This is a genomic window from Roseinatronobacter ekhonensis, from assembly GCF_900499075.1.
Classification (GTDB): Bacteria; Pseudomonadota; Alphaproteobacteria; order Rhodobacterales; family Rhodobacteraceae; genus Roseinatronobacter; species Roseinatronobacter ekhonensis.
Genome location: NZ_UIHC01000007.1, coordinates 18,358 through 38,469 on the forward strand (window position 1 = coordinate 18,358; position 20,112 = coordinate 38,469).

At 63.6% G+C, this 20,112-nt stretch carries 12 protein-coding genes; all 12 read left to right on the top strand.

Annotation, left to right across the window (positions count from 1 at the left end):
- The first annotated feature begins 68 nt into the window (after nucleotides 1-68).
- The 12 genes from ROE7235_RS04910 (at nucleotide 69) to ROE7235_RS04965 (ending at nucleotide 20,048) form a co-directional block, all read left to right on the top strand.
- On the top strand, nucleotides 69-1,019 hold the full coding sequence (locus tag ROE7235_RS04910; protein WP_121093563.1) for an MBL fold metallo-hydrolase: 951 nt from the start codon (nucleotides 69-71) through the stop codon (nucleotides 1,017-1,019).
- Nucleotides 1,016-1,219, top strand: a complete 204-nt coding sequence (locus ROE7235_RS04915) for a hypothetical protein (protein ID WP_121093564.1) — start codon at nucleotides 1,016-1,018, stop codon at nucleotides 1,217-1,219. The genes ROE7235_RS04910 and ROE7235_RS04915 overlap by 4 nt, the downstream gene beginning before the upstream one ends.
- Complete coding sequence (locus ROE7235_RS04920; protein ID WP_121093565.1) at nucleotides 1,216-2,838, top strand: FAD-dependent oxidoreductase; 1,623 nt, start codon at nucleotides 1,216-1,218, stop codon at nucleotides 2,836-2,838. The genes ROE7235_RS04915 and ROE7235_RS04920 overlap by 4 nt, the downstream gene beginning before the upstream one ends.
- Nucleotides 2,831-3,037 (top strand): DUF2783 domain-containing protein, encoded by a 207-nt coding sequence (locus tag ROE7235_RS04925; RefSeq protein WP_121093566.1) that lies wholly within the window; start codon nucleotides 2,831-2,833, stop codon nucleotides 3,035-3,037. The genes ROE7235_RS04920 and ROE7235_RS04925 overlap by 8 nt, the downstream gene beginning before the upstream one ends.
- 148 nt (nucleotides 3,038-3,185) lie before the next feature.
- Nucleotides 3,186-4,076 carry a nucleotide-binding protein gene (locus ROE7235_RS04930; RefSeq protein ID WP_121093567.1) on the top strand — a complete coding sequence of 297 codons (891 nt, stop codon included), beginning with the start codon at nucleotides 3,186-3,188 and terminating at the stop codon, nucleotides 4,074-4,076.
- A 15-nt stretch (nucleotides 4,077-4,091) separates the two neighbouring features.
- Complete coding sequence (locus ROE7235_RS04935; RefSeq protein ID WP_121093568.1) at nucleotides 4,092-5,456, top strand: Wzz/FepE/Etk N-terminal domain-containing protein; 1,365 nt, start codon at nucleotides 4,092-4,094, stop codon at nucleotides 5,454-5,456.
- Between the two features lie 10 nt (nucleotides 5,457-5,466).
- A complete protein-coding gene (locus tag ROE7235_RS04940) occupies nucleotides 5,467-6,975 on the top strand; it encodes a hypothetical protein (protein WP_183073331.1) in 1,509 nt (502 codons plus the stop codon).
- Complete coding sequence (locus ROE7235_RS04945; RefSeq protein ID WP_121093569.1) at nucleotides 6,972-13,304, top strand: type I polyketide synthase; 6,333 nt, start codon at nucleotides 6,972-6,974, stop codon at nucleotides 13,302-13,304. The genes ROE7235_RS04940 and ROE7235_RS04945 overlap by 4 nt, the downstream gene beginning before the upstream one ends.
- Nucleotides 13,301-14,287 carry a glycosyltransferase family 2 protein gene (locus ROE7235_RS04950; RefSeq protein ID WP_121093570.1) on the top strand — a complete coding sequence of 329 codons (987 nt, stop codon included), beginning with the start codon at nucleotides 13,301-13,303 and terminating at the stop codon, nucleotides 14,285-14,287. Before ROE7235_RS04945 ends, ROE7235_RS04950 begins: the two co-directional genes overlap by 4 nt.
- 9 nt (nucleotides 14,288-14,296) lie before the next feature.
- Complete coding sequence (locus ROE7235_RS04955; protein ID WP_121093571.1) at nucleotides 14,297-18,826, top strand: MupA/Atu3671 family FMN-dependent luciferase-like monooxygenase; 4,530 nt, start codon at nucleotides 14,297-14,299, stop codon at nucleotides 18,824-18,826.
- Nucleotides 18,823-19,524 carry a 4'-phosphopantetheinyl transferase family protein gene (locus ROE7235_RS04960; protein ID WP_121093572.1) on the top strand — a complete coding sequence of 234 codons (702 nt, stop codon included), beginning with the start codon at nucleotides 18,823-18,825 and terminating at the stop codon, nucleotides 19,522-19,524. The genes ROE7235_RS04955 and ROE7235_RS04960 overlap by 4 nt, the downstream gene beginning before the upstream one ends.
- A gap of 212 nt (nucleotides 19,525-19,736) precedes the next feature.
- A complete protein-coding gene (locus ROE7235_RS04965; RefSeq protein ID WP_121093573.1) occupies nucleotides 19,737-20,048 on the top strand; it encodes a hypothetical protein in 312 nt (103 codons plus the stop codon).
- Nucleotides 20,049-20,112 lie beyond the last annotated feature (64 nt).

The window sequence follows — 20,112 nt, forward strand, 5'->3', positions numbered from 1 at the left end:
CTTGCCCCAAATACTCCCGCCGGAGGCGCACTGATAGCACCCGGCACAACGACAGAAGGACGAACCCCATGGCCAAAGCCTTCGCCTCGCAAGGCGACATGACGGACAAACAGATCAGCTTCACCGAGGTGGGGCGCGATTTGTACGCCTTCACCGCCGAAGGCGACCCGAATTCGGGTGTTATCATTGGGGATGACAGCGTGATGGTGGTTGAAGCCCAAGCCACGCCCCGGCTGGCGCAAAAGGTGATCGACTGCATCCGCCAAGTGACCGATAAACCGATCACCCATCTGGCGTTGACGCATTACCACGCGGTGCGCGTGCTGGGCGCGTCCGCCTATGGCGCGGGCCAGATACTGATGTCCGACGCTGCGCGCGGCATGGTGGCAGAGCGGGGGCAAGAGGACTGGGACAGCGAATTCCAGCGCTTCCCGCGCCTGTTTCAGGGGCATGAGAGCATTCCCGGCCTGACATGGCCGACCACCAGTTTCACGGGCCGCATGTCGGTGTTCCTTGGCAATCGCCGGGTGGACCTGATGCAATTGGGCCGCGCGCACACGGCCGGCGACATCGTCATCCATGTGCCCGATGAAAACGTCATGTTCACGGGCGATATCGTCGAATACCATTCCGCCTGCTACTGCGGTGACGGGTATTTTGCCGATTGGGGCGGCACGCTCGACGCGATCAAGTCGTATGGCGTCGACGCCATTGCACCGGGGCGCGGCGATGCGCTGATGGGTCAAGACATGGTCAATACCGCCATCGAGAATACACGCGATTTCGTGCATTCCACCTACCGCCCGGCAGCTCGGGTGGCCGCGCGCGGCGGCACGCTCAAGGACGCATGGGACGCCGTGCGCGCCGAATGCGACCCGAAATTCGCCGATTACGCGATTTACGAGCATTGCCTGCCCTTCAACGTGGCCCGCGCCTATGATGAAGCGCGCGGCATCGCGCACCCCCGCATCTGGACCGCCGAGCGCGACATGCAGATGTGGGACGACCTGCAAGGATGAGCCTTGGACCCGACAGGACAGAACACCGCGTCCGGCTGGCCGTGTCGCTGCTCGGGCTGGCGGTCTTGATCTGGATCATCGCATCGGGCCGCATGACAGGGTTTGCTTGGGTGGAAGTGGGCGCAGTGGCGGGCCTGTTCTTTGGTGGCTCGGCGCTGTGGTCGGGCTGGATACTGTGGCGCGAAGGAAGCAACAAATGACCAAGATTTTTGACATTCCGCTGTATCCCTACACGCGCCATGCCGATCAGGACCGCGATCAGGACACCCCTGCCCGCTATCCGGTGGTCATTGTTGGCGCGGGGCCGGTGGGGTTGGCAGCAGCGATCGATCTGGCCAGCCGCGATGTGCCGGTCGTGGTGCTGGACGACAATGACCGCGTCAGCTTCGGGTCACGCGCCATCTGTTTCGCCAAGCGGACGTTAGAGGTTCTGGACCGTCTTGGGTGTGGTTCCGCCACAAAGATGGGTGTGACGTGGAATACAGGACGCGTGTTTCATGGCGAGGGCGAGGTTTACGGCTTCAACCTGCTGGAAGAGGACGATCACAAGCACCCTGCTTTCGTGAACCTGCAACAGTATCACGTTGAACACATCATGGTGCAACGCGCGCAAGAATTGATGGCGCAGGGCGCGCCCTTGCAGATACGCGGGCGCAACCGCGTCGAAACCATTGGCACGCATGACGATCATGTGCGCCTGAACATCGCCACCCCGGAAGGTGATTATGAGCTGCACGCCGACTGGCTGATTGCCTGCGATGGGGCGAATTCGCCCACAAGGCGGATGATGGGCCTCGATTTCGTGGGCCGTGTGTTCGAGGACAACTTCCTGATTGCCGATGTGGTCATGCAGGCCGATTTCCCGACAGAGCGGTGGTTCTGGTTCGACCCGCCCTTTAACAAGGGTCAATCGGCGCTGTTGCACCGCCAGCCCGACAATGTCTGGCGCATAGACCTGCAACTGGGCTGGGACATTGACCGAGAGGCTGAAAAGCGGCCCGAGCGCGTCATCCCCCGTCTGCAAGCCATGTTGGGGCCGGATGTGGAGTTCAGCCTTGAATGGGTGTCGATCTACACGTTCCAGTGCCGCCGGATGGAGAAATTCCGGCATAACCGCGTGATCTTTGCGGGCGATTCGGCGCATCAGGTCAGCCCGTTCGGCGCACGCGGGGCGAATTCGGGCATTCAGGATGCCGACAATCTGGCTTGGAAGCTGGCCGCGGTGGTGCAGGGGCACGCGCCAGAGGCGTTGCTGGACAGCTATGATTTCGAACGGGTTTACGCGGCAGATGAGAACATCCTCCATTCCACCCGCGCGACAGAGTTCATAACCCCCAAAAGCGAAACAAGCCGCCTGTTCCGCGATGCCGCGCTGGCCTTGGCCGAACGGCATGATTTTGCCCGGCCCCTTGTGAATTCCGGGCGCTTGTCCACGCCCAGCGCCTATGAGGATAGCTGGCTGACGGCCGCCGATCCCGATGGCCTGCCGGACATGTGCCGCCCCGGTGCACCCATGCCGGATGCGCCTGTGCCGGATGGCTGGCTGTTGGACCAGACCGGCGGCGATTTCTGTCTGCTCTGGGTGAACGGGGCGGCACCACCACCGTTGCCCAAAACGGCAGTTCCGGTGCGTGTGCTGCATATCGACCCTGCCACGGCGCCGGTCCTGGCCAAACGCTATCTGGGCGATGCACCGCGCGCAGCCTATTTGCTGCGCCCCGACCAGCACATTGCCGCGCGCTGGACCGCCCCTGAAACCGCGCCGCTGACCGCTGCCCTGTCGCGCGCCCTGTCACAATCGGAGGTGGCCCATGGCTGATCTGATCCTGCACCGCAACCTGAGCGATCCCGACGGGGTCTATGCCGACCTGCTGGCCGCGCATGAGGGCCTGAGCAAAGACGAAAGCGATGCGCTGACGGCGCGTCTTGTGCTGATTCTGGTCAATCACATCGGGTCACGCGACGTGCTGAATGCGGCCCTTCATGCGGCGGGCCAAAGCGCAAAAGCACCCGGCTGAAACGCCTGAACCTGCGCCAAAGCTCGATTCGTGAAGGCATCGCGCCTTCGTTTCGCCGCAATATCGTCGTCAAACCGCTTGAATAGCTGTTAATAAGTTCGAAACGGAAACAATATTCCGTCCGACAAGCAGCGAGGCGCGCACCGCCATGGTGGATACGACACGGCTAGAAAAGCTATTGGGCCGCGTGGCCGACCCCAGCACGAAGCGCGCGGGCAGTTCCAATATGCCCGCAGCCCGCAATCTTGCGTTGTCGGGCCATCGCGATATGCGGCGCGACGGCGCGGCCAGGGCGCTGTCACCGCAGCGCAAAGCTCAGGTAGAAGCGCAGTGGGATAGCTTGCAGGCGTTCAAGCGCGACCCGTCGCCGGACAGCAAGATCACGCAATTCAACAAGCAGGCCCGCGCACCCGACGTGGTTGCGCTGTTTGACGTGTTGCGCACCCAGCTTGCCCAGACCTTCGCCGAGCGGCGTGTCCGCACTTTGGCAATCACCGCGCCCGCCAGCGGTTGCGGCACCAGTTTTGTCACGGCGGGCCTGCTCGCCAGTTTCGCGCGGCGCAACGAGCAGCGTGTGCTTGGGCTGGACCTGAATGTCACGGCACCTGCGTTGCACCGGTTTTTCGAACTCGACAGCCCTCGCCCGATTGACGCGCTGATTTCCGGCGCGGCCAGCCCGCATGACCATCTGGTCAAGATAACCAGCCGCGTGGCCGTCGGCCTTGGCGCGCCGACAGAAACGCCCGATCTGCTGACCAGCGCGATCTCTGCGCAGGAACTGGCAGAGATGCTGGACGAATTGACCGCCGAATTTGCGCCCGAACTGCTGATCTGCGACCTGCCGCCCCTGCTGGACGGGGACGCGGCCATGACCATCCTGCCGCAAATGGGCGCGACCTTGCTGGTTGCCGACAGCGCCCGAACCACCGCCGCCGATATTGCCCAATGCGAACGCCTTTTGGCTGAAAAAAGTGATTTTCTGGGTGTGATCCTGAACCAAAACAGCGGCGCGGCGCGTAACGCCGCCAAGCGCAGCTAACGGACGGAAGCGACCATGGGACCGATCCAGACACTTGACGAACTTCGCGGATTTCTGGCGCGCCGTGCGGCGCTTATCGCCGCCGTGGCCTTTATCGCGACCATTGGTGCGATCTTTTTCGCGCTGTCGACCGATCATACGTATGACAGTCAGGCCGTCATTCAGGTCGAGGGGCCGAGCGTAAGCAGCGACGTAACCGCAGGTGCGGTGCCGTCCAGCGCCGCGCGGCGGCTGGCCTCTGTCGAACAGCGGCTGATGTCGCGCGGCAACTTGCTGGATCTTGCCAACCGATACGACATGTTCCCCGGCATGACCCCGCAAGAGCGTGTGCTGGGCATGCGCGAATCGATCCGGTTCGAGGTGGTCGCTGCAATTCGTGAACGCGCCGCGCTTGGAACCGATGTCACCAGCGAAAACCGCTCGCGCACCCTGACCGTCAGCGTGACAGAGGCGTTCGCGACCGATGCCATCGTGTCGCTGGTGCGGGTCATGACGGAAGCAGGCGATCCGCAAGTGGCCGCAGATCTGGCCAATGAACTGGCCGATGCCATCGTGCAGGAAAATGCCTCTACCGTCGCAGGCAACGTCCGCGAGGCGATTGATTTCTTCGCACGGCAGGAAGAGCGCATTCGTCAGGAAATCGAATCCGTCGCGGCCGAGATTGTCGCGTTCAAATCCGAGAATTTCGACTTGCTGCCCGAGGCGATGGAAGACCGTCGCGAGGAACAAATCTCGATCCGCGAGGACCTGTTGCGTGCCAACCGCGAAATCGCGGCTCTTGAGAACGAGATCGCGACGCTGGAGAACCAAAGCCGGCTGCGCGCCACCGAACAGCGCCGCCTGAACGCAGCGCAGGACGAACTGGCGGCCGTGCAGCGCGAGCAGGACCAGTTGCGTCAACAATCTGCCGAACTGGAACGGCTGGCCCGCGCTGCCCCGCAAGTCGCGTTCGAGCTGGAAGCCCTGGAGCGTCGCGAATTCCAGCTTCGCGAACAGGCCAACGACATCGCCGAACGCCGCCTGAACGCCTCTCTGGGCGAACAATTGGATGATGACCAGAATTTCGAACGATTCGAAATGCTGGAGGCCGCGTTGCCCGCCGATTACCCGTCGTCGCGGTCGCGCGCTTCGATGGTCGTGATGGGGCTTATCGGCGGCCTGTTTCTGGGGCTTATGCTGTCCTATGCGATGGAATGGTTAAACCCGGCCCTGCGCAGCGCCGCACAAGTGGAGCGTGAACTGGGTATGCAGCCGGTTCTGACCATCCCCAAACTGGAACTGCCCGCAGAACGCAGGCGCCGCGGCGTCGGCTGGGCCGCAGGTGGTGCGCTGGTTTTGCTGACGGGGCTTGCCCTTGTCATGATGACATTGGGCGGGTGAGGCAGGCGTCATGGGAAATGCCATTGCATATCTTGTGCTTCTGACATGGCCCCTGGCCATTCTGGTCATGTTCCGCCGCATGGCCCCGGAGCGCGCGTTTATCTGGTCCATCCTGGGCGGCTACATGCTGTTGCCGCAACTGACGCAGGTAAACCTGCCGCTGCTGCCCGATCTGGACAAGGTGCTTATCCCCAATGTCACGGCTTTTATGGTCTGTCTGGCGCTGGTGCGGGCGCGGGTTGCGGTTGTGCCGCAAAACCTGCTGGCACGGTTACTGTTGATGCTGTTCATCCTGTCACCCGCATTCACCGTCTTTACCAATACAGAACCGCTGCAATTCGGGCTTGTGACTTCTGATCACACCACGTGGATGGGCATCTTTTCGCCCGCGAATGCCACTATCCCCGGCCTGCGGCTCTACGATTCCGTCTCGGTCGTGGCCGCGCAGATCATCTTTATGCTGCCCTTCTTTCTGGCGCGCAGCCTGCTGGCGCATGAGCGTGCGCTGGCAGAAGTGCCGCGCGCACTGGTTGTGGCCGGGCTGATCTATTCGGTTCCCATGCTGATCGAGAACATCACCGGGCCGGAGCTTCACCGGCTGTTTTACGGCTATATCCAGCATGATTACGGCCAAGCGATCCGCTTTGGCGGGTTCCGTCCCTATGTGTTCATGCCGCACGGGCTGTGGGTCGCATTCTTTGCAATGATGTGCTTCACCTCTGCGCTGTTGCAGGCCCGGAAAGCCGATGCAGCAGAACGCACGCGCACCGTGGTGATCGCGATCTGGCTGGGCATTTCGTTGGTATTGTGCCGCAGCGTCGGGCCTTTGGCCCTGACACTGGTGGTCGCGCCGCTGGTGCTGTTTTTCGGCCCGCGCATGCAGTTGCGGATGGCAGCGCTGATGGCGCTGACCGCACTGGCCTATCCGCTTTTGCGCGGCTCCGGCGTTGTGCCGGCCGAGGCGCTGGTGCGGTTCATCGCAGGGCTAAGCCCCGACCGCGCGGAATCTCTCGCCTACCGTTTCACGAACGAGGATATCTTGCTGGAACGCGCCGCCGACAAGCCGCTGTTCGGCTGGGGCGCTTGGGGCCGCAATCTTGTGTATGATCCCGAAACCGGCGAGGCGCTGACCATTTCCGATGGGCAATGGATTATCACCATCGGGCAGTCGGGCTGGCTGGGCTATATCGCGACATTCGGCCTGCTGTGCCTGCCGATCTTTGCGCTGTGGTGGCGGTATCGTCAGGTCGACAACGCCCAGATCCCCGGTCAGGTCGGGTTGCTGGCGCTGATCCTTGGTGCGAACCTTGTCGACCTGTTGCCGAACGCCACGCTTATTCCCTTCACATGGCTGCTTGCGGGCGCGCTGCTGGGCCACGCCGAATTGGTGGCAAACCGGGCCCATGCCGCAAAACTGGACAGACTTCAGGCATTGGGCACGCGCCGCACGCTGCTGGCCACCGCCCAACCCAAACGCAGACCTGCGCCCCTACATTCCGAACAGGACCAGATGTTATGAGTAACGAGCAGATTTTCAGCGAAAACGACATTGCCATCATCGGCATGGCCGCACATTTGCCCGGAGCATCCTCTGTGGCGGAATTCTGGGACAATCTGCGCGCCGGACGGTCGTCCATCCGCCGCCTGTCAGAGCAGGAATTGCTGGACGCGGGCGAATCCGCCGCGATGTTGCGCAAGCCAAACTATGTGCCCTTTGCCGCCCCGCTTGACGGGTTTGCAGAGTTCGACCCCGACCTGTTTGGTTTTTCGCCGAAAGAAGCCGCCATTCTGGACCCCCAGCACCGCCAGTTCCTAGAGGTCGCGTGGGAAGCGTTTGAAAACGCCGGCCACCCGCCGCGCGGCGAAAAAGGCACCGTGGGCGTGTTTTCCGGCTGCGGCATGGGCAGCTATTTCTATTTCAACCTGTGCTCGAACCCGCATCTGGTCGATGACGTGGGCATGTTTTTGCTGCGCCATACCGGCAATGACAAGGATTTCCTGACCACTCGTGTCAGCCATATTCTGGACCTGCACGGCCCTTCGGTAAATGTGCAGACAGCCTGCTCGACCTCGCTTGTGGCAGTGCATTACGCGGTCAACGGGCTGTTGACGGGCGAATGCGACATGGCGCTGGCGGGCGGTGTTACCATCGAGTTGCCGCAAGGGCGCGGCTACCTGCACAAGGAAAACGAGATCCTGTCGCCCGATGGCGAATGCCACGCGTTCGACCACCGTGCCCAAGGGACGGTGTTCGGGTCGGGCGCGGGCGCGGTGGTGCTGCGCAGGCTGGCTGATGCCATGGCCGATGGCGACCGGATCATCGCCGTCGTCAAGGGCAGTGCCATCAACAATGACGGCGCGCAGAAGGCGGGCTATCTGGCCCCGTCGGTCGAAGGGCAGGCCGCCGCGATTGCGGATGCCCACCAGATCGCAGGCGTTGCGTCCGACAGCATTTCCTATGTCGAGTGCCACGGCACTGGCACCTATTTGGGCGACCCGATAGAGGTTGCCGCGCTGACCGAAGCCTTCGCCAGCGACAAGACCGGGTTTTGTCGCATCGGGTCGGTGAAAACCAATATCGGGCATCTGGACACGGCGGCGGGTGTGGCCAGCATCATCAAGGTCGCGCAAGCGCTGCACCACCGCGAATTGCCGCCGTCCTTGGGGTATGAGGCCCCGAACCCCGCGATTGATTTCGAACATTCGCCCTTCGTGGTGAATGACCAGCTCACCCCGTGGCAAGCGGATGGGCCATTGCGCGCGGGCGTGAACTCGCTTGGCGTGGGCGGAACGAACGCGCATGTGGTGCTGGAAGAAGCGCCCGCGCGCAGCGCGTCTGACGACAGCGATTGGCCGTTCCAGATCCTGACACTGTCGGCAAAATCCAAAACCGCGCTTGCAGCCAATGCGAACAACCTCGCCGCGCATCTGCGCACCCATCCCGACCAGCCCTTGGCCGATGTGGCCTTTACCTTGAAGGAAGGGCGCACCGCGCTGGACCAGCGCCGCGTGGTCGTGGCCGAAACGCATGCAGAGGGCGCCGACCTGCTGGACCAGGACAACCCGCGCCGCGTGTTCACGCATACCGCGCTGGACCGCACGGACATGGTGTTCATGTTCCCCGGCGGCGGCGCGCAATATGCGGGCATGGCGCGCGAGCTCTATGAAACAGAGCCGGTCTTTGCCGAATGGATGGACCGTGGTCTGGACCATTTGCAACCCAAGCTGGATTACGACATCCGCGCGCTGTGGTTGCCCGAAAAAGGGTCTGAGGCGGCGGCGAATGCCCAACTTACCCGTCCCTCGGTGCAACTGCCACTGATCATGATTACCGAATACGCGCTGGCGCAGATGTTCATGGGCTGGGGCGTGGAGCCGCAGGTGCTGGTCGGCCATTCGATGGGCGAGAACGCCGCCGCCTGTCTGGCGGGCGTCATGTCGTTCGAAGATTGCATCGGCCTTGTCCACCTGCGCGGACGGCTGTTCGACACGGTGCCTGCGGGCGGTATGCTGTCGGTGCCCCTGTCGCTGGACGCGCTGCAACCCTATCTGGACGGTGACCACGATATCGCATCCATCAACGCGCCGGAACTGACCGTCATTTCCGGCCCGCAAGCCGCGCTGGACCGGCTGCAAGCCAAGCTGGCAGCAGATGAGGTGGACGCGACCCGCATCGCCATCGACATTGCCGCGCATAGCCGGATGCTGGACCCGATCCTGTCGGAATTCGGCGCCTATCTGCGGTCCATTCCGCTGCATGCGCCGCGGCTGCCGATCATCTCGAACTTCACCGGAGAGGCGCTGACCGACGCGCAGGCCACCGACCCCGACTATTGGGTGCAACACCTGCGCAACACGGTGCGCTTTGCCGATTGCGTTGGCACGCTTGGCACCGTCCCGAACCGGATTTACCTTGAAATGGGGCCGGGCAAGGCGCTGTCTTCGCTGACCCGCATGCACGGCGCTGTGCCGGGGCAACAGGTGCTGGCGGCCCTGCGCCACCCGGAAGAAGAGATTGCGGACGACCTGTATCATCTGGGTGTTCTGGCGCGCATCTGGGCGCTGGGCGGCAGTTTTGATTGGGCGCAAATCTGGGGCGACGCCAAACGCCACCGCGTCGAATTGCCGACCTACGCCTTTCAGCGCGCGCGATATTTCATAGAGCCGGGCACGGTGCAGACCGACAGCGCCCCCGCGCTGGACCGGCTGGATGATATCTCTGCCTGGGGCAGCAAGATCGCGTGGAAACCCGCCTATGCCGATTGCGAGATCGACGTGGCGACCGATCTGGGCACTGATCCGCAGACATGGCTGGTCTTTGCCGACGAGGACGGCACCGCCGCCCCGGTCATGGACCGGCTTCGTCGCGCGGGCCACAAGGTCATTGAGGTCCGCGCGGGCGATACCTATGCGCGCAAATCCGACACGTCCTTTACCCTTGCGCCGGAACATGGGCGCGAAGCCTATGCCCGCCTGCTGGCCGATCTGATTGCCAGCGGCACCGCGCCCACGCGCATTGCACATTTCTGGCTGGTCACGGGCCGCGAGCGGTTCCGCCCCGGCTCCAGCTTTTTGCACCGCAATATTGAACAGGGCTTCTACGCGCTGATGTTCCTTGCGCAGGCGATGCAGAGCGAAACGCTGCCGCAGCCCGTGCATATGGTCGTTTTCACGAATGGCGCGCAGGCACTGGAGGGTGAGGCCCTGCGCCACCCCGAAAAGGCCATGATCGCCGGTCCAGCCCGGGTCGCCCCGCGCGAGATTGCGGGCCTGACCTGCGCGACGCTGGACATTGACGCAAGTGCCGCGCCCGACACGCTGCTGGAAGAGCTTTGCGCAACACCCGCCAACAGCACTGCACTTGTGCGGGCAGGCAAGCGGTATGGGCAGGTTCTGCGCCCTGCCGCGTTGCCGGATGCCCTGCCCGATATGCCTGACGGCGCGCATTGGATCATAACCGGCGGGTTTGGTGGCATTGGCCTGACCTTGGCCGAAGACCTGATCACACGTTTCAACGCAAAGATCACGCTGATTGCCCGCACGGCGCTGCCCGACCGCGCCGACTGGGACGACTGGAAGGCCCATCACGGCCCCGCCGACCCGACCACACGCCGCCTGCTGGCCGTAGAGCGGCTGGAAGCCCTTGGCGGGCATGTTCATGTCGCGGGTGCGGATGTCTGCAATATTGACCAGATGCGCGACGCCCTGAAGGCGGCGACCAAATCGCATGGCACACCTTACGGGTTGATCCATGCGGCGGGGCATATTGCGGATGCGCCCCTGTTGGCGAAATCCACGGGCGACGTGGAAGAGGTATTCGCACCCAAGCTGCACGGGTTGCGCGTGCTTGACAGCCTGCTGCCCGACGGGGCGTTGCAGGTGATGGTGCTGTTCTCGTCCACCTCCACGCTGACTGCGCCGGTGGGGCAGGTCGATTATGTGGCCGCCAACGAATACCTGAATGCCTTTGCCCGCGCGCGGGTCGGTGGCAAAACCCGTGTCATCGCGCTGGACTGGGGCATCTGGGCAGAGGCAGGCATGGCCGCCGATGCAATGGCCGAGCGGCTGGGCCATGCGCCCAAACCGCCCGCCAGCCCATGCGCCCAACCTCTCTATGACGACATGGGGTTCGACCCGGCCGGAAACCGGCGTCTGAGCACGCAACTTTCGTCTGAAAACTGGATCGTGGACCAGCACCGCACCCGCGACGGCGCTGCGATCCTGCCGGGCACCGGCTATCTGGACCTTGCGGCGCAGGCGTTGCGGGCCCAAGGCGAAACCGCCCCGTTCGAATTGCGTGACTTGTATTTCTTCCGTGCGCTGACCGTGCCGGACGGGTCGTCGCGCAAACTGCGCGCCACGCTGGAACGCTCGCCCGAAGGGTATGAATTTTCCCTGCGCAGCGATGTCATGCATGGCGGGTCCGAAGGGTTCGTGCTGAACGCCCAAACGCAAATCGCGCTGCTGGACGGGATTACCCGCCCGGCGCCAATTGCCCCCGCGGACATCGCGGCACGCTGCCCCGATGTCACAGAGGGGTCCGGCCTTGCCAGCCCGCAAGAGGCGCATCTGGCCTTTGGTCCGCGTTGGCGCGTGCTGACCCGCACCGCCTATGGCACGGATGAGGGGATCGCAGATCTGTCACTGCCGGATGCGTTCACCGCCGATCTGGACGCGGGCCATATCCTGCACCCCGCGTTGATGGACCTTGCCACCGGGTGGGCCATGGGGCTGATCCCCGGCTATAGCGGTGCGCATTTGTGGGTGCCCCTGTCCTATGGCGCGGTCCGGGTCTGGGCCGATCTGCCGCAGCACATTGTCAGCCATGCCCGCCTGCGCCGCGACAGCGATCCGGGGTTCGCAAGCTTCGACATTACGCTGGCCACGCCACAAGGCGACGTGGTGGCAGAGATCACGCGCTTCACCATCAAGCGGCTGGCACATGGCAGTTTTGCCGATGCGCCCCCGATCCGCGCCACCGAAGTCATGCGCGACGCGACCGCCAACGCCACCCTTTCGCCCGCAGAAGAGCGGTTGCGCGACTTGTTGGCCCTGGGGATTACACCGGCAGAGGGTGCGCAAGCCTTCCTGCGCGCCTTGGCCTTGGGTGTTTCGCCCATTATCGTGTCGTCAATCGACCCCAAGGCGCTGATCGCCCAAGTCTCGGCCGAAGCCAGCGCCCCGACACCCGATGGCGGGTTTGAGCGCCCCGATCTGGGCACCGACTACATCGCCCCGCGCAATGACGTGGAACGCACGCTGACCGGCATCTGGCAAAGCCTGCTCGGGATTGACCGGATCGGTGCCGAGGACAGTTTCTTCGACCTTGGCGGCCATTCGCTGATCGCGGTGCGCCTGTTTGCGCAGGTCAAGAAAGCCTACGGGGTGGATTTCCCCATCTCTGTGCTGTTCGAGGCGCCCACCATCGCCGCCTGCGCCGCCATGATCGCAGAGCAAACGGGCGCGTCGCTGGACGACACCGGCACCGACAATGTGGTGCAGCTGCCCAAGCGCCGCCGCTTCAAGCATCTTGTTCCCATGCATGATGGCGAAGGCGGGTCCAAGCCGCCCTTCTTCCTTGTGGCGGGCATGTTCGGCAATGTGCTGAACTTGCGCCACCTTGCCACGCTTGCGGGTCGCGACCGGCCATTCTACGGGCTACAGGCGCGTGGGTTGTTCGGGGGCGAAGCCCCGCATGACCGTATAGAGGACGCTGCCGCAGACTATATCGCAGAGATCCGGCAAGTGCAGCCGCATGGCCCCTACAGCCTTGGCGGGTTCTCTGGCGGGGGCATCACGGCCTATGAAATGGCCCGCCAGTTGGAAGCCGCCGGAGAGGTGGTCGAGCTGGTTGTCATGCTCGACACACCGTTGCCCGTGCGCCCGGAACTGACTGCACCCGACAAAGCCTTGATAAAGCTGGCGGAACTGAAGCGCAAAGGCCCGTCCTACCTGTCGGAATGGTGGCAGGCCCGCAGCGCGTGGAAGCGCCGCAAGGCCGAAGGCCCGGCCACTGACACCGAAGACGCGTTCCACAATGCCGCGATCGAATCCGCCTTCCGCCGCGCCGTGGCCGACTACACCGTGCAGCCGTGGGACGGGCGGCTGGTGCTGTTCCGTCCGCCGCTGGACCGCCACTGGAAGGTGACAGGCGGCAACTGGGTCAGCCGTGAGCGGGAATATGTCTTCCCCGACAATGACTGGACCGGCTTTGCCCCGGCGCTGGAGGTGTATGAAGTGCCAGGCGACCATGACAGCATGGTTCTGGAACCCAATGTCCGCGTGCTGGCCGGCAAACTGCAAACCCTGCTGCCCGACAGCCCGTGTTGCAAGGAGGCGGCGGAATGAGCGCGCGTGTCCTGACGGTAATCCTGAATTACCGCACTGCCGAGATGTGCTTGCGCGCCGCGCAGGCCGCCCGTGTTGCGATGGAAAGGTTGGCCGGGGAAATCGTGATTGTCGACAATGACAGCAATGACGGGTCAGAAGAGCAGTTACGCGCAGGCACCCACGGCTGGCCGCGCACACGGGTCATCCAGTCGGGCGTGAATGGCGGGTATGGTGCGGGCAACAATGTCGGAATACGTGCTGGCATGGCCGACGGGTCCAAGCCCGATTTCGTCTACCTGCTGAATTCCGACGCATTTCCCGACCCCGACGCCATTGCGCAGCTTCGCGACTACCTGACAGCCCATCCCGATTGCAGCTTTGCGGGCAGCCATATTGTCGGCGAGGACGGGGGCGACCATGTCACCGCCTTCCGCTTCCATTCGGCGTGGTCAGAGTTCGAAACCGCTGCCAATACCGGCCTCGTCTCTCGGGTGCTCAGAAAACATATCGTGCCCATGGGCGTCCCCCAAAACCCCACGCGGGTGGACTGGTGCGCAGGCGCAAGCGTGATGTTTCGCCAGAGCGCGCTTGACCGGGTGGGCCTGTTCGATGAACGGTTCTTTCTGTATTTCGAGGAAACAGACCTATGCCACCGGATGGCCGATGCGGGCTGGCACGGGATCTACCTGCCCGATAGCCGGGTGGTGCATGTCGGCGGGGCCTCTACCGGGGTGACGGGACTGGCGCGCAAACCGGGCTACTGGTTTGACTCGCGCCTGTTGTATTTCTCTAACCGCGGCGGGCGAGGGTATGTATTGCTGACGACACTGGCCTTTCTGGCCGGTGCCAGCATCTGGACCGTCCGACGCCTGATCGAACGCAAAGATGACCGCATTGCGCCACATTTTCTGCGCGATCTGATGTCACACACGATCAGATACCTGATGCCGGGCGCGACGGCCTCTCGGGGCAGTAAAGGGGCACGCGAAGCGGCCCGATAGGGGTTTGGTATGACGCAGTTTAACAGCATCCTCATTGGCGACGAAACGCTCACCGCAGAATGCGGCGCACAGCTTTTGGCGCGCGGGCACCGTATTGGTGCGGTTGTCACAGACAACCCGCGCGTGGCTGACTGGGCGGCGGGTGCTGGCCTGAACGTGCTCGCCCCCGGCGCCGGGCTTGCCGCGCGTTTGGCGGGTTTGCAGGCGGATTGGCTGTTCAACATCGCCGGGCTGCGTATGCTGCCGCGCAACGTGCTGGACCTGCCAGCGCTTGGTGCAATCAACTTTCATGACGGCCCGTTGCCGCGCCATGCCGGGCTGAACGCGCCGGTCTGGGCGCTGCTAGAGGGCGAGGCCCGACACGGCATCGCATGGCATGTCATCGAGGACGGTGTCGATACCGGCGATGTGCTGGTCAGTGCGGAATTTGATATTTCGCCCGAAGATACCGCCCTGACGCTGAACACGAAGTGCTTTAGCGCAGGTCTGGACAGCTTTGCGCAGGTTCTGGATATGCTGGCCGCGGGGCAACTCGCCCGCCAGCCGCAGGACATGACTGCACGCTCGGTGCATACACGCGCCGACCGGCCCGGATTGGGCGGCCAGATTGACCCGCGCCAGACCACGACCGACATCCTGCGCCTTGTGCGCGCCATGGATCACGGCCCTTACTGGAACCCGCTGACCACACCAAAGCTGCGTTTGGGTCAGACGGTGGTTTGCGTGGGCCAAGCCGACATGGCCGACGGCCACGCGCCCGCAGGCACCATTCTGGACGTGTCCGAAGATAGCGTGACGGTTGCGTGCGCCGATGGTGCACTGCGCCTGTTCGGCCTGATCTGCCAGCAAGGCAAGCCGGTCATGCCTGCCGCTCTGGTTGCTGCAGGCGACAAGCTGGGCGCGCCGGATACGCGCTTGCATGACGTTCTGGTGCAGATTGCCAATGCCGAACCTGCCTATCGCGACGCGCTGCGCGGCGCGGGCGATCCTGGTCTTGGCCAAGGCACGGAAAGCGAAATGCTGCCTCTGGATCTGGGTGGCGCCACCACGGATGCCAGCATCGCGGCCTTCGCCGCCGCCCTTGGCGCAGCGTTCGGGCGCACGGCGCTGCGCATGGCCCATGTCACCCGTGCGGGCGCTGAACTGGCGGCACAAGCCCCCGATTTCTTGTTGGGCTGGGCACCGCTTCTGGTGTCGATGGACGATACCGGCCCGCTGAGCAGCCTGCAAAACCAGATGAAACGTGCCGCCCACGCCCCTGCGCTGGCCCGCGACTTGCCAGCCCGCGACCCGTCGCTTGGCCCGATCGCGCCGCCGGAACTGGCCGTGACCGATGGCAGCCCAAGCGATGCCGCACTGGTGCTGGACCTGTCCGGCCCCGCCCTGCGCTATGATCCCGCCTGCCTGTCGGCAGAGCTGGCCGCGACGTTGAAAACCACCATCGAAGCGTTGGCCCCGAAGCTGGCCGATATGCCGCTTGCCGCACAGGTTACAGCGCCCGACATCAAAGCGGATGACACGGCGCGGCCCTATGACCGCGCCTGCATCCATCATGCGTTCGAGCATCAGGTGGCCAAAACCCCCGATGCCGAGGCACTGAGCTTTGAGAACCAAAGCCTGACCTATGCCGAGTTGAACGCCCGCGCCAACCGCGTGGCGCATGTGCTGCTGGGTATGGGTTTGCGCCCCGACACGCCCGTCGCACTCTGCGCAAAACGCGGGCCAAACCTGTTGGTGGGCGCGCTGGGCATTCTGAAAGCGGGCGGCGCCTATGTACCGCTGGACCCTGCCTATCCGGCGGACCGGCTGGCGCATTACCTGAGTGATTCCGGAGCGCCATTTATTGTGACCGAGCACGCATTGCTGGACATGCTGCCGGACCACAGCGCCGAGATGCTGCAACTGGACACCGACACGCGGCTGGACGCCGCACCCGACACAAACCCCGACAGCGCGGTGACGCCCGATAATCTGGCCTATCTGATCTATACATCGGGTTCGACCGGCACCCCCAAGGGCGTGATGGTCGAACACGGCAACGTCGCCAATTTCTTTGCCGGTATGGATGACTGCATCCGCCATGACCCGCCGGGCGTGTGGCTGGCGGTCACGTCGCTCAGCTTTGACATTTCCGTGCTGGAACTGTTCTGGACGCTGGCGCGCGGCTTCAAGGTGGTGCTGATGGGCGACGAGGATCGCGCCATGGTCGCCAAGGGACCCGTCCGCGTGTCCGAAGGGCATATGGATTTCAGCCTCATGTATTGGGGCAATGATGACGGCCAAGGCCCTCAGAAATATCACCTTTTGCTGGAGGGCGCGAAATTCGCCGACAGCCACGGCTTCTGCGCGGTCTGGACGCCGGAGCGTCATTTCCACGCTTTCGGCGGTCCCTTCGCCAACCCGTCCGTGTCGGGGGCTGCTGTGGCCGCCGTAACCCAGAACATCGCCGTGCGCGCAGGCTCTTGCGTGGCACCGCTGCACTCGCCCATTCGCATTGCCGAAGAATGGGCCATGATCGACAACCTGACCAACGGGCGCACCGGAATCGGTATCGCGTCGGGCTGGCACCCGGTGGATTTCGTTCTTCGCCCCGAAAACCGCCCGCCCAATAACAAGGCGGCCATGTTCGAAACGCTGGAAACCCTGCGCAAACTGTGGCGCGGCGAGACGGTGGAATTCGACAAGGGCGACGGCATGGTGCCGATCCAGACCCTGCCGCGCCCCGTGTCGTCTGAATTGAACATCTGGCTGACCACGGCGGGCAACCCCGAGACATGGCGCGAGGCCGGGCGCTTGGGCGCGCATGTGCTGACCCACCTTCTGGGCCAGTCGGTCGCAGAGGTGGAAGGCAAGATCAAGATCTACCACGAGGCACTGCGCGAAACCGGCCGCGATCCGGCGGATTACACCGTCACGCTGATGCTGCACACGTTCGTCGCCCGCGACCGTGAACACGCCCGCGAAGTGGCGCGCGGCCCGATGAAAAGCTACCTCAAGGCCGCGGCGGCGCTGGTCAAGCAATATGCCTGGGCCTTCCCCGCTTTCAAGAAACCCGAAGGCGCGAAGAACCCGATGGATATCGACCTGTCCACCCTGTCCGACGACGAGGTCGAGGGCATTCTGGACTACGCGTTCAACCGTTATTTCGAGGATTCGGGGCTGTTCGGCACGGTCGAGGATTGCCTTGAGCGGGTGGAGCAACTCAAAGCCATCGGCGTCAATGAAGTGGCCTGCCTGATCGACTACGGCATCGCCACCGAACAGGTGCTGGAAGGGCTTTACCCGCTGGCCGAAGTGGTCAAACGCTCGAATGCCGGGCTGCACCTGCCGGATGATGACTTCTCGCTGTCTGCGCAAATCCTGCGCCACAAGGTCACGCATCTGCAATGCACCCCGTCCATGGCGCGTATGCTGTGCATGAGCGACGAGGCACGCGCGGCACTGGCCACCGTACCGAATGTGCTGGTCGGCGGCGAAGCGCTGCCGGGCGCTTTGGCACAAGAGATTTCGGGCCTGACTGGCCAGCCCCTTCGCAACATGTATGGGCCGACGGAAACGACAATCTGGTCGTCCAGCACGACAACCCGTGGTAATGCGGGCGTGGTCGGCATCGGTGCGCCGATTGCCAACACGTCCCTGCATGTTCTGGACGAGACTCAACGGCCCGTACCGCTGGGCACCGAGGGCGAGCTTTACATCGGCGGCGACGGCGTGACGCGCGGTTACTGGAACCGGGCAGAGATGACGGCGGACCGCTTCATCCCCAATCCATTCGGCGCAGGACGGCTTTACCGCACGGGCGATCTGGTGCGCCGCAACCCTGCGGGTGGCATTGATTTCCTTGGGCGCGTGGACAATCAGGTCAAGCTACGCGGGCACCGCATCGAACTGGGAGAGATCGAGAGCGCGCTCGACGCGGTGGCAGGGATTACCCAATCGGTGGTCATCGCGCGCGAGGACCAACCCGGCGATCTGCGGCTTGTGGCCTATTACACCGGCACCCCTGCAGGCGACCTGCGCAGCAGCCTTGCAGACCGGCTGCCCGCGCATATGCTGCCTTCGCATTTCGTGCCGATGGCAGCTTTGCCGCTGACCCCGAACAAGAAAATTGACCGCAAGGCATTGCCCGCGCCGACGCAGGCACCCGCCGCAACCACGCAACCCGCATCCGATGCGGCCCCTGCCGCCGAGGGCACGCAAGCCACCATCGCGCAGGTCTGGCAAGACGTGTTGGGCATCGCACAAGTGGCCGGGTCGGATAATTTCTTCAACCTTGGCGGCCATTCGTTGCTGGCGGTGCAGGCCCATCGCGAATTGCGCGCGCGGCTGAACATGCCGGGCTTGTCGATTACCGATATTTTCCGCTTCCCGGTGCTGGGCGATCTGGCGCGCCATCTGGACGCAAAGCAACGCCCCGCCCCTGCGGCAACAGTGCAGCCTTTGCACCCGACAGCGGACACACCGGCAGCACCAACCGACCGCATGGACGCCATGGCACGCCGCCGCGCGATGCGCGACAGAAGGGCAGGTACCAAATGATACAGCAACGGTTCTCATACGCGGAATTCGCGCGCCCCTTGTTCAGCGATTTTGTCGCGATGGCTTGGGCCGACCCCACCGCGCCCATGCCCCGCCTGATCGGCGACGAGGTTTTGGCGGTCGAACAGGTCAGCCCGGCCCGCGCGCGCGAATTCGGCGCAGGGCGCGCTGCTGCCCGAGAGGCGATGGGCGACCTTGGCCAACCTCCGCGCCCCGTGCTGCAAGGCGAAGACCGCGCGCCGGTCTGGCCCAAAGGCCTGACAGGGTCCATTACCCATACCGGACGCGACTGCATGGCGGTTGTCACCGATGCGCCAGATATCTGCGCGCTGGGGCTGGATATGGAAGCGGCCACACCGCTCGAATCCGCGCTGTGGCCAGAGATTTGCACGATGTCCGAAATGCACTGGCTGGCAAGCCTTGGGCCGTCACAGCGCGGCCATTTCGCCAAGCTGATCTTCAGCGCGAAGGAAGCTGTCTACAAGGCGCAATATCAGGTCAGCCGACAGATGCTCGGATTTCACGACCTGTGCCTGTCGGTCGATCTTGCCAACCAGCGATTTGACGCCAGTGTGACCGCGCCCATTGCAGGCTTTCGCCCCGATGCGGTCCTGAAGGGGCGATTCGTTATTCTAGGGGCGGCCTTTGTCACCGCGGTCGAGCTTTGGGCCGATGACGCCGGCCTAAGCCCAGCCTGATACAGCTAGGGCTGGTGGCAGAAAACCACCGGCCTGCAACATCTGCCCAGCCTTCGGAGAAGCCGCGACAGAATGCCCGAAAGGCCGTTTTCAATAGAAAATATTGGCGTTTCTGGTATGCTTATGTGGTCAGGCAGTCAGCGTTGTCAGTAAATTTACCTTCGGTCATCAGTATCGGCGGCAGCGCATGACACAACATCGGCAGAGGTCATATGAAGAAAATTCTATCCGCCGCGGTGACGGGGTTGTTCCTTGTCGGGCCGCAATCCGCTTTCGCGGGCCCTATTGAAAACGCGTGTCTGCGATCTGATCGTGCACAAGCCACCCGTGCGATGTGCCGCTGTATCGACAGTGTTGCGCAAACCGCGCTGACACGTTCGGAACAGCGTCGGGCCGCCAGCTTCTTTTCAGACCCGGACCGCGCGCAGCAAGTGCGTATGTCCAAAAGCGCCCGCGACAACGAGTTTTGGGATCGCTATCGCGCCTTCGGTTCAACAGCCGAGCAATACTGCGCAGGGCGCTGAGGCGGGCGCTATTGCCGCGACATGGGCCGTTGGTCAAACGGGCGCGGGGAAAACCCCCGCGCCC

Excerpts from the sequence above, each read along its gene's own strand:
- ROE7235_RS04915 (WP_121093564.1), top strand. The coding sequence starts at position 1,016 with ATGAGCCTTGGACCCGACAGGACAGAACACCGCGTCCGGCTGGCCGTG.
- ROE7235_RS04945 (WP_121093569.1), top strand. The coding sequence starts at position 6,972 with ATGAGTAACGAGCAGATTTTCAGCGAAAACGACATTGCCATCATCGGC.
- ROE7235_RS04955 (WP_121093571.1), top strand. The coding sequence starts at position 14,297 with ATGACGCAGTTTAACAGCATCCTCATTGGCGACGAAACGCTCACCGCA.
- ROE7235_RS04920 (WP_121093565.1), top strand. The coding sequence starts at position 1,216 with ATGACCAAGATTTTTGACATTCCGCTGTATCCCTACACGCGCCATGCC.
- ROE7235_RS04910 (WP_121093563.1), top strand. The coding sequence starts at position 69 with ATGGCCAAAGCCTTCGCCTCGCAAGGCGACATGACGGACAAACAGATC.
- ROE7235_RS04965 (WP_121093573.1), top strand. The coding sequence starts at position 19,737 with ATGAAGAAAATTCTATCCGCCGCGGTGACGGGGTTGTTCCTTGTCGGG.
- ROE7235_RS04960 (WP_121093572.1), top strand. The coding sequence starts at position 18,823 with ATGATACAGCAACGGTTCTCATACGCGGAATTCGCGCGCCCCTTGTTC.
- ROE7235_RS04950 (WP_121093570.1), top strand. The coding sequence starts at position 13,301 with ATGAGCGCGCGTGTCCTGACGGTAATCCTGAATTACCGCACTGCCGAG.
- ROE7235_RS04930 (WP_121093567.1), top strand. The coding sequence starts at position 3,186 with ATGGTGGATACGACACGGCTAGAAAAGCTATTGGGCCGCGTGGCCGAC.
- ROE7235_RS04925 (WP_121093566.1), top strand. The coding sequence starts at position 2,831 with ATGGCTGATCTGATCCTGCACCGCAACCTGAGCGATCCCGACGGGGTC.
- ROE7235_RS04935 (WP_121093568.1), top strand. The coding sequence starts at position 4,092 with ATGGGACCGATCCAGACACTTGACGAACTTCGCGGATTTCTGGCGCGC.
- ROE7235_RS04940 (WP_183073331.1), top strand. The coding sequence starts at position 5,467 with ATGGGAAATGCCATTGCATATCTTGTGCTTCTGACATGGCCCCTGGCC.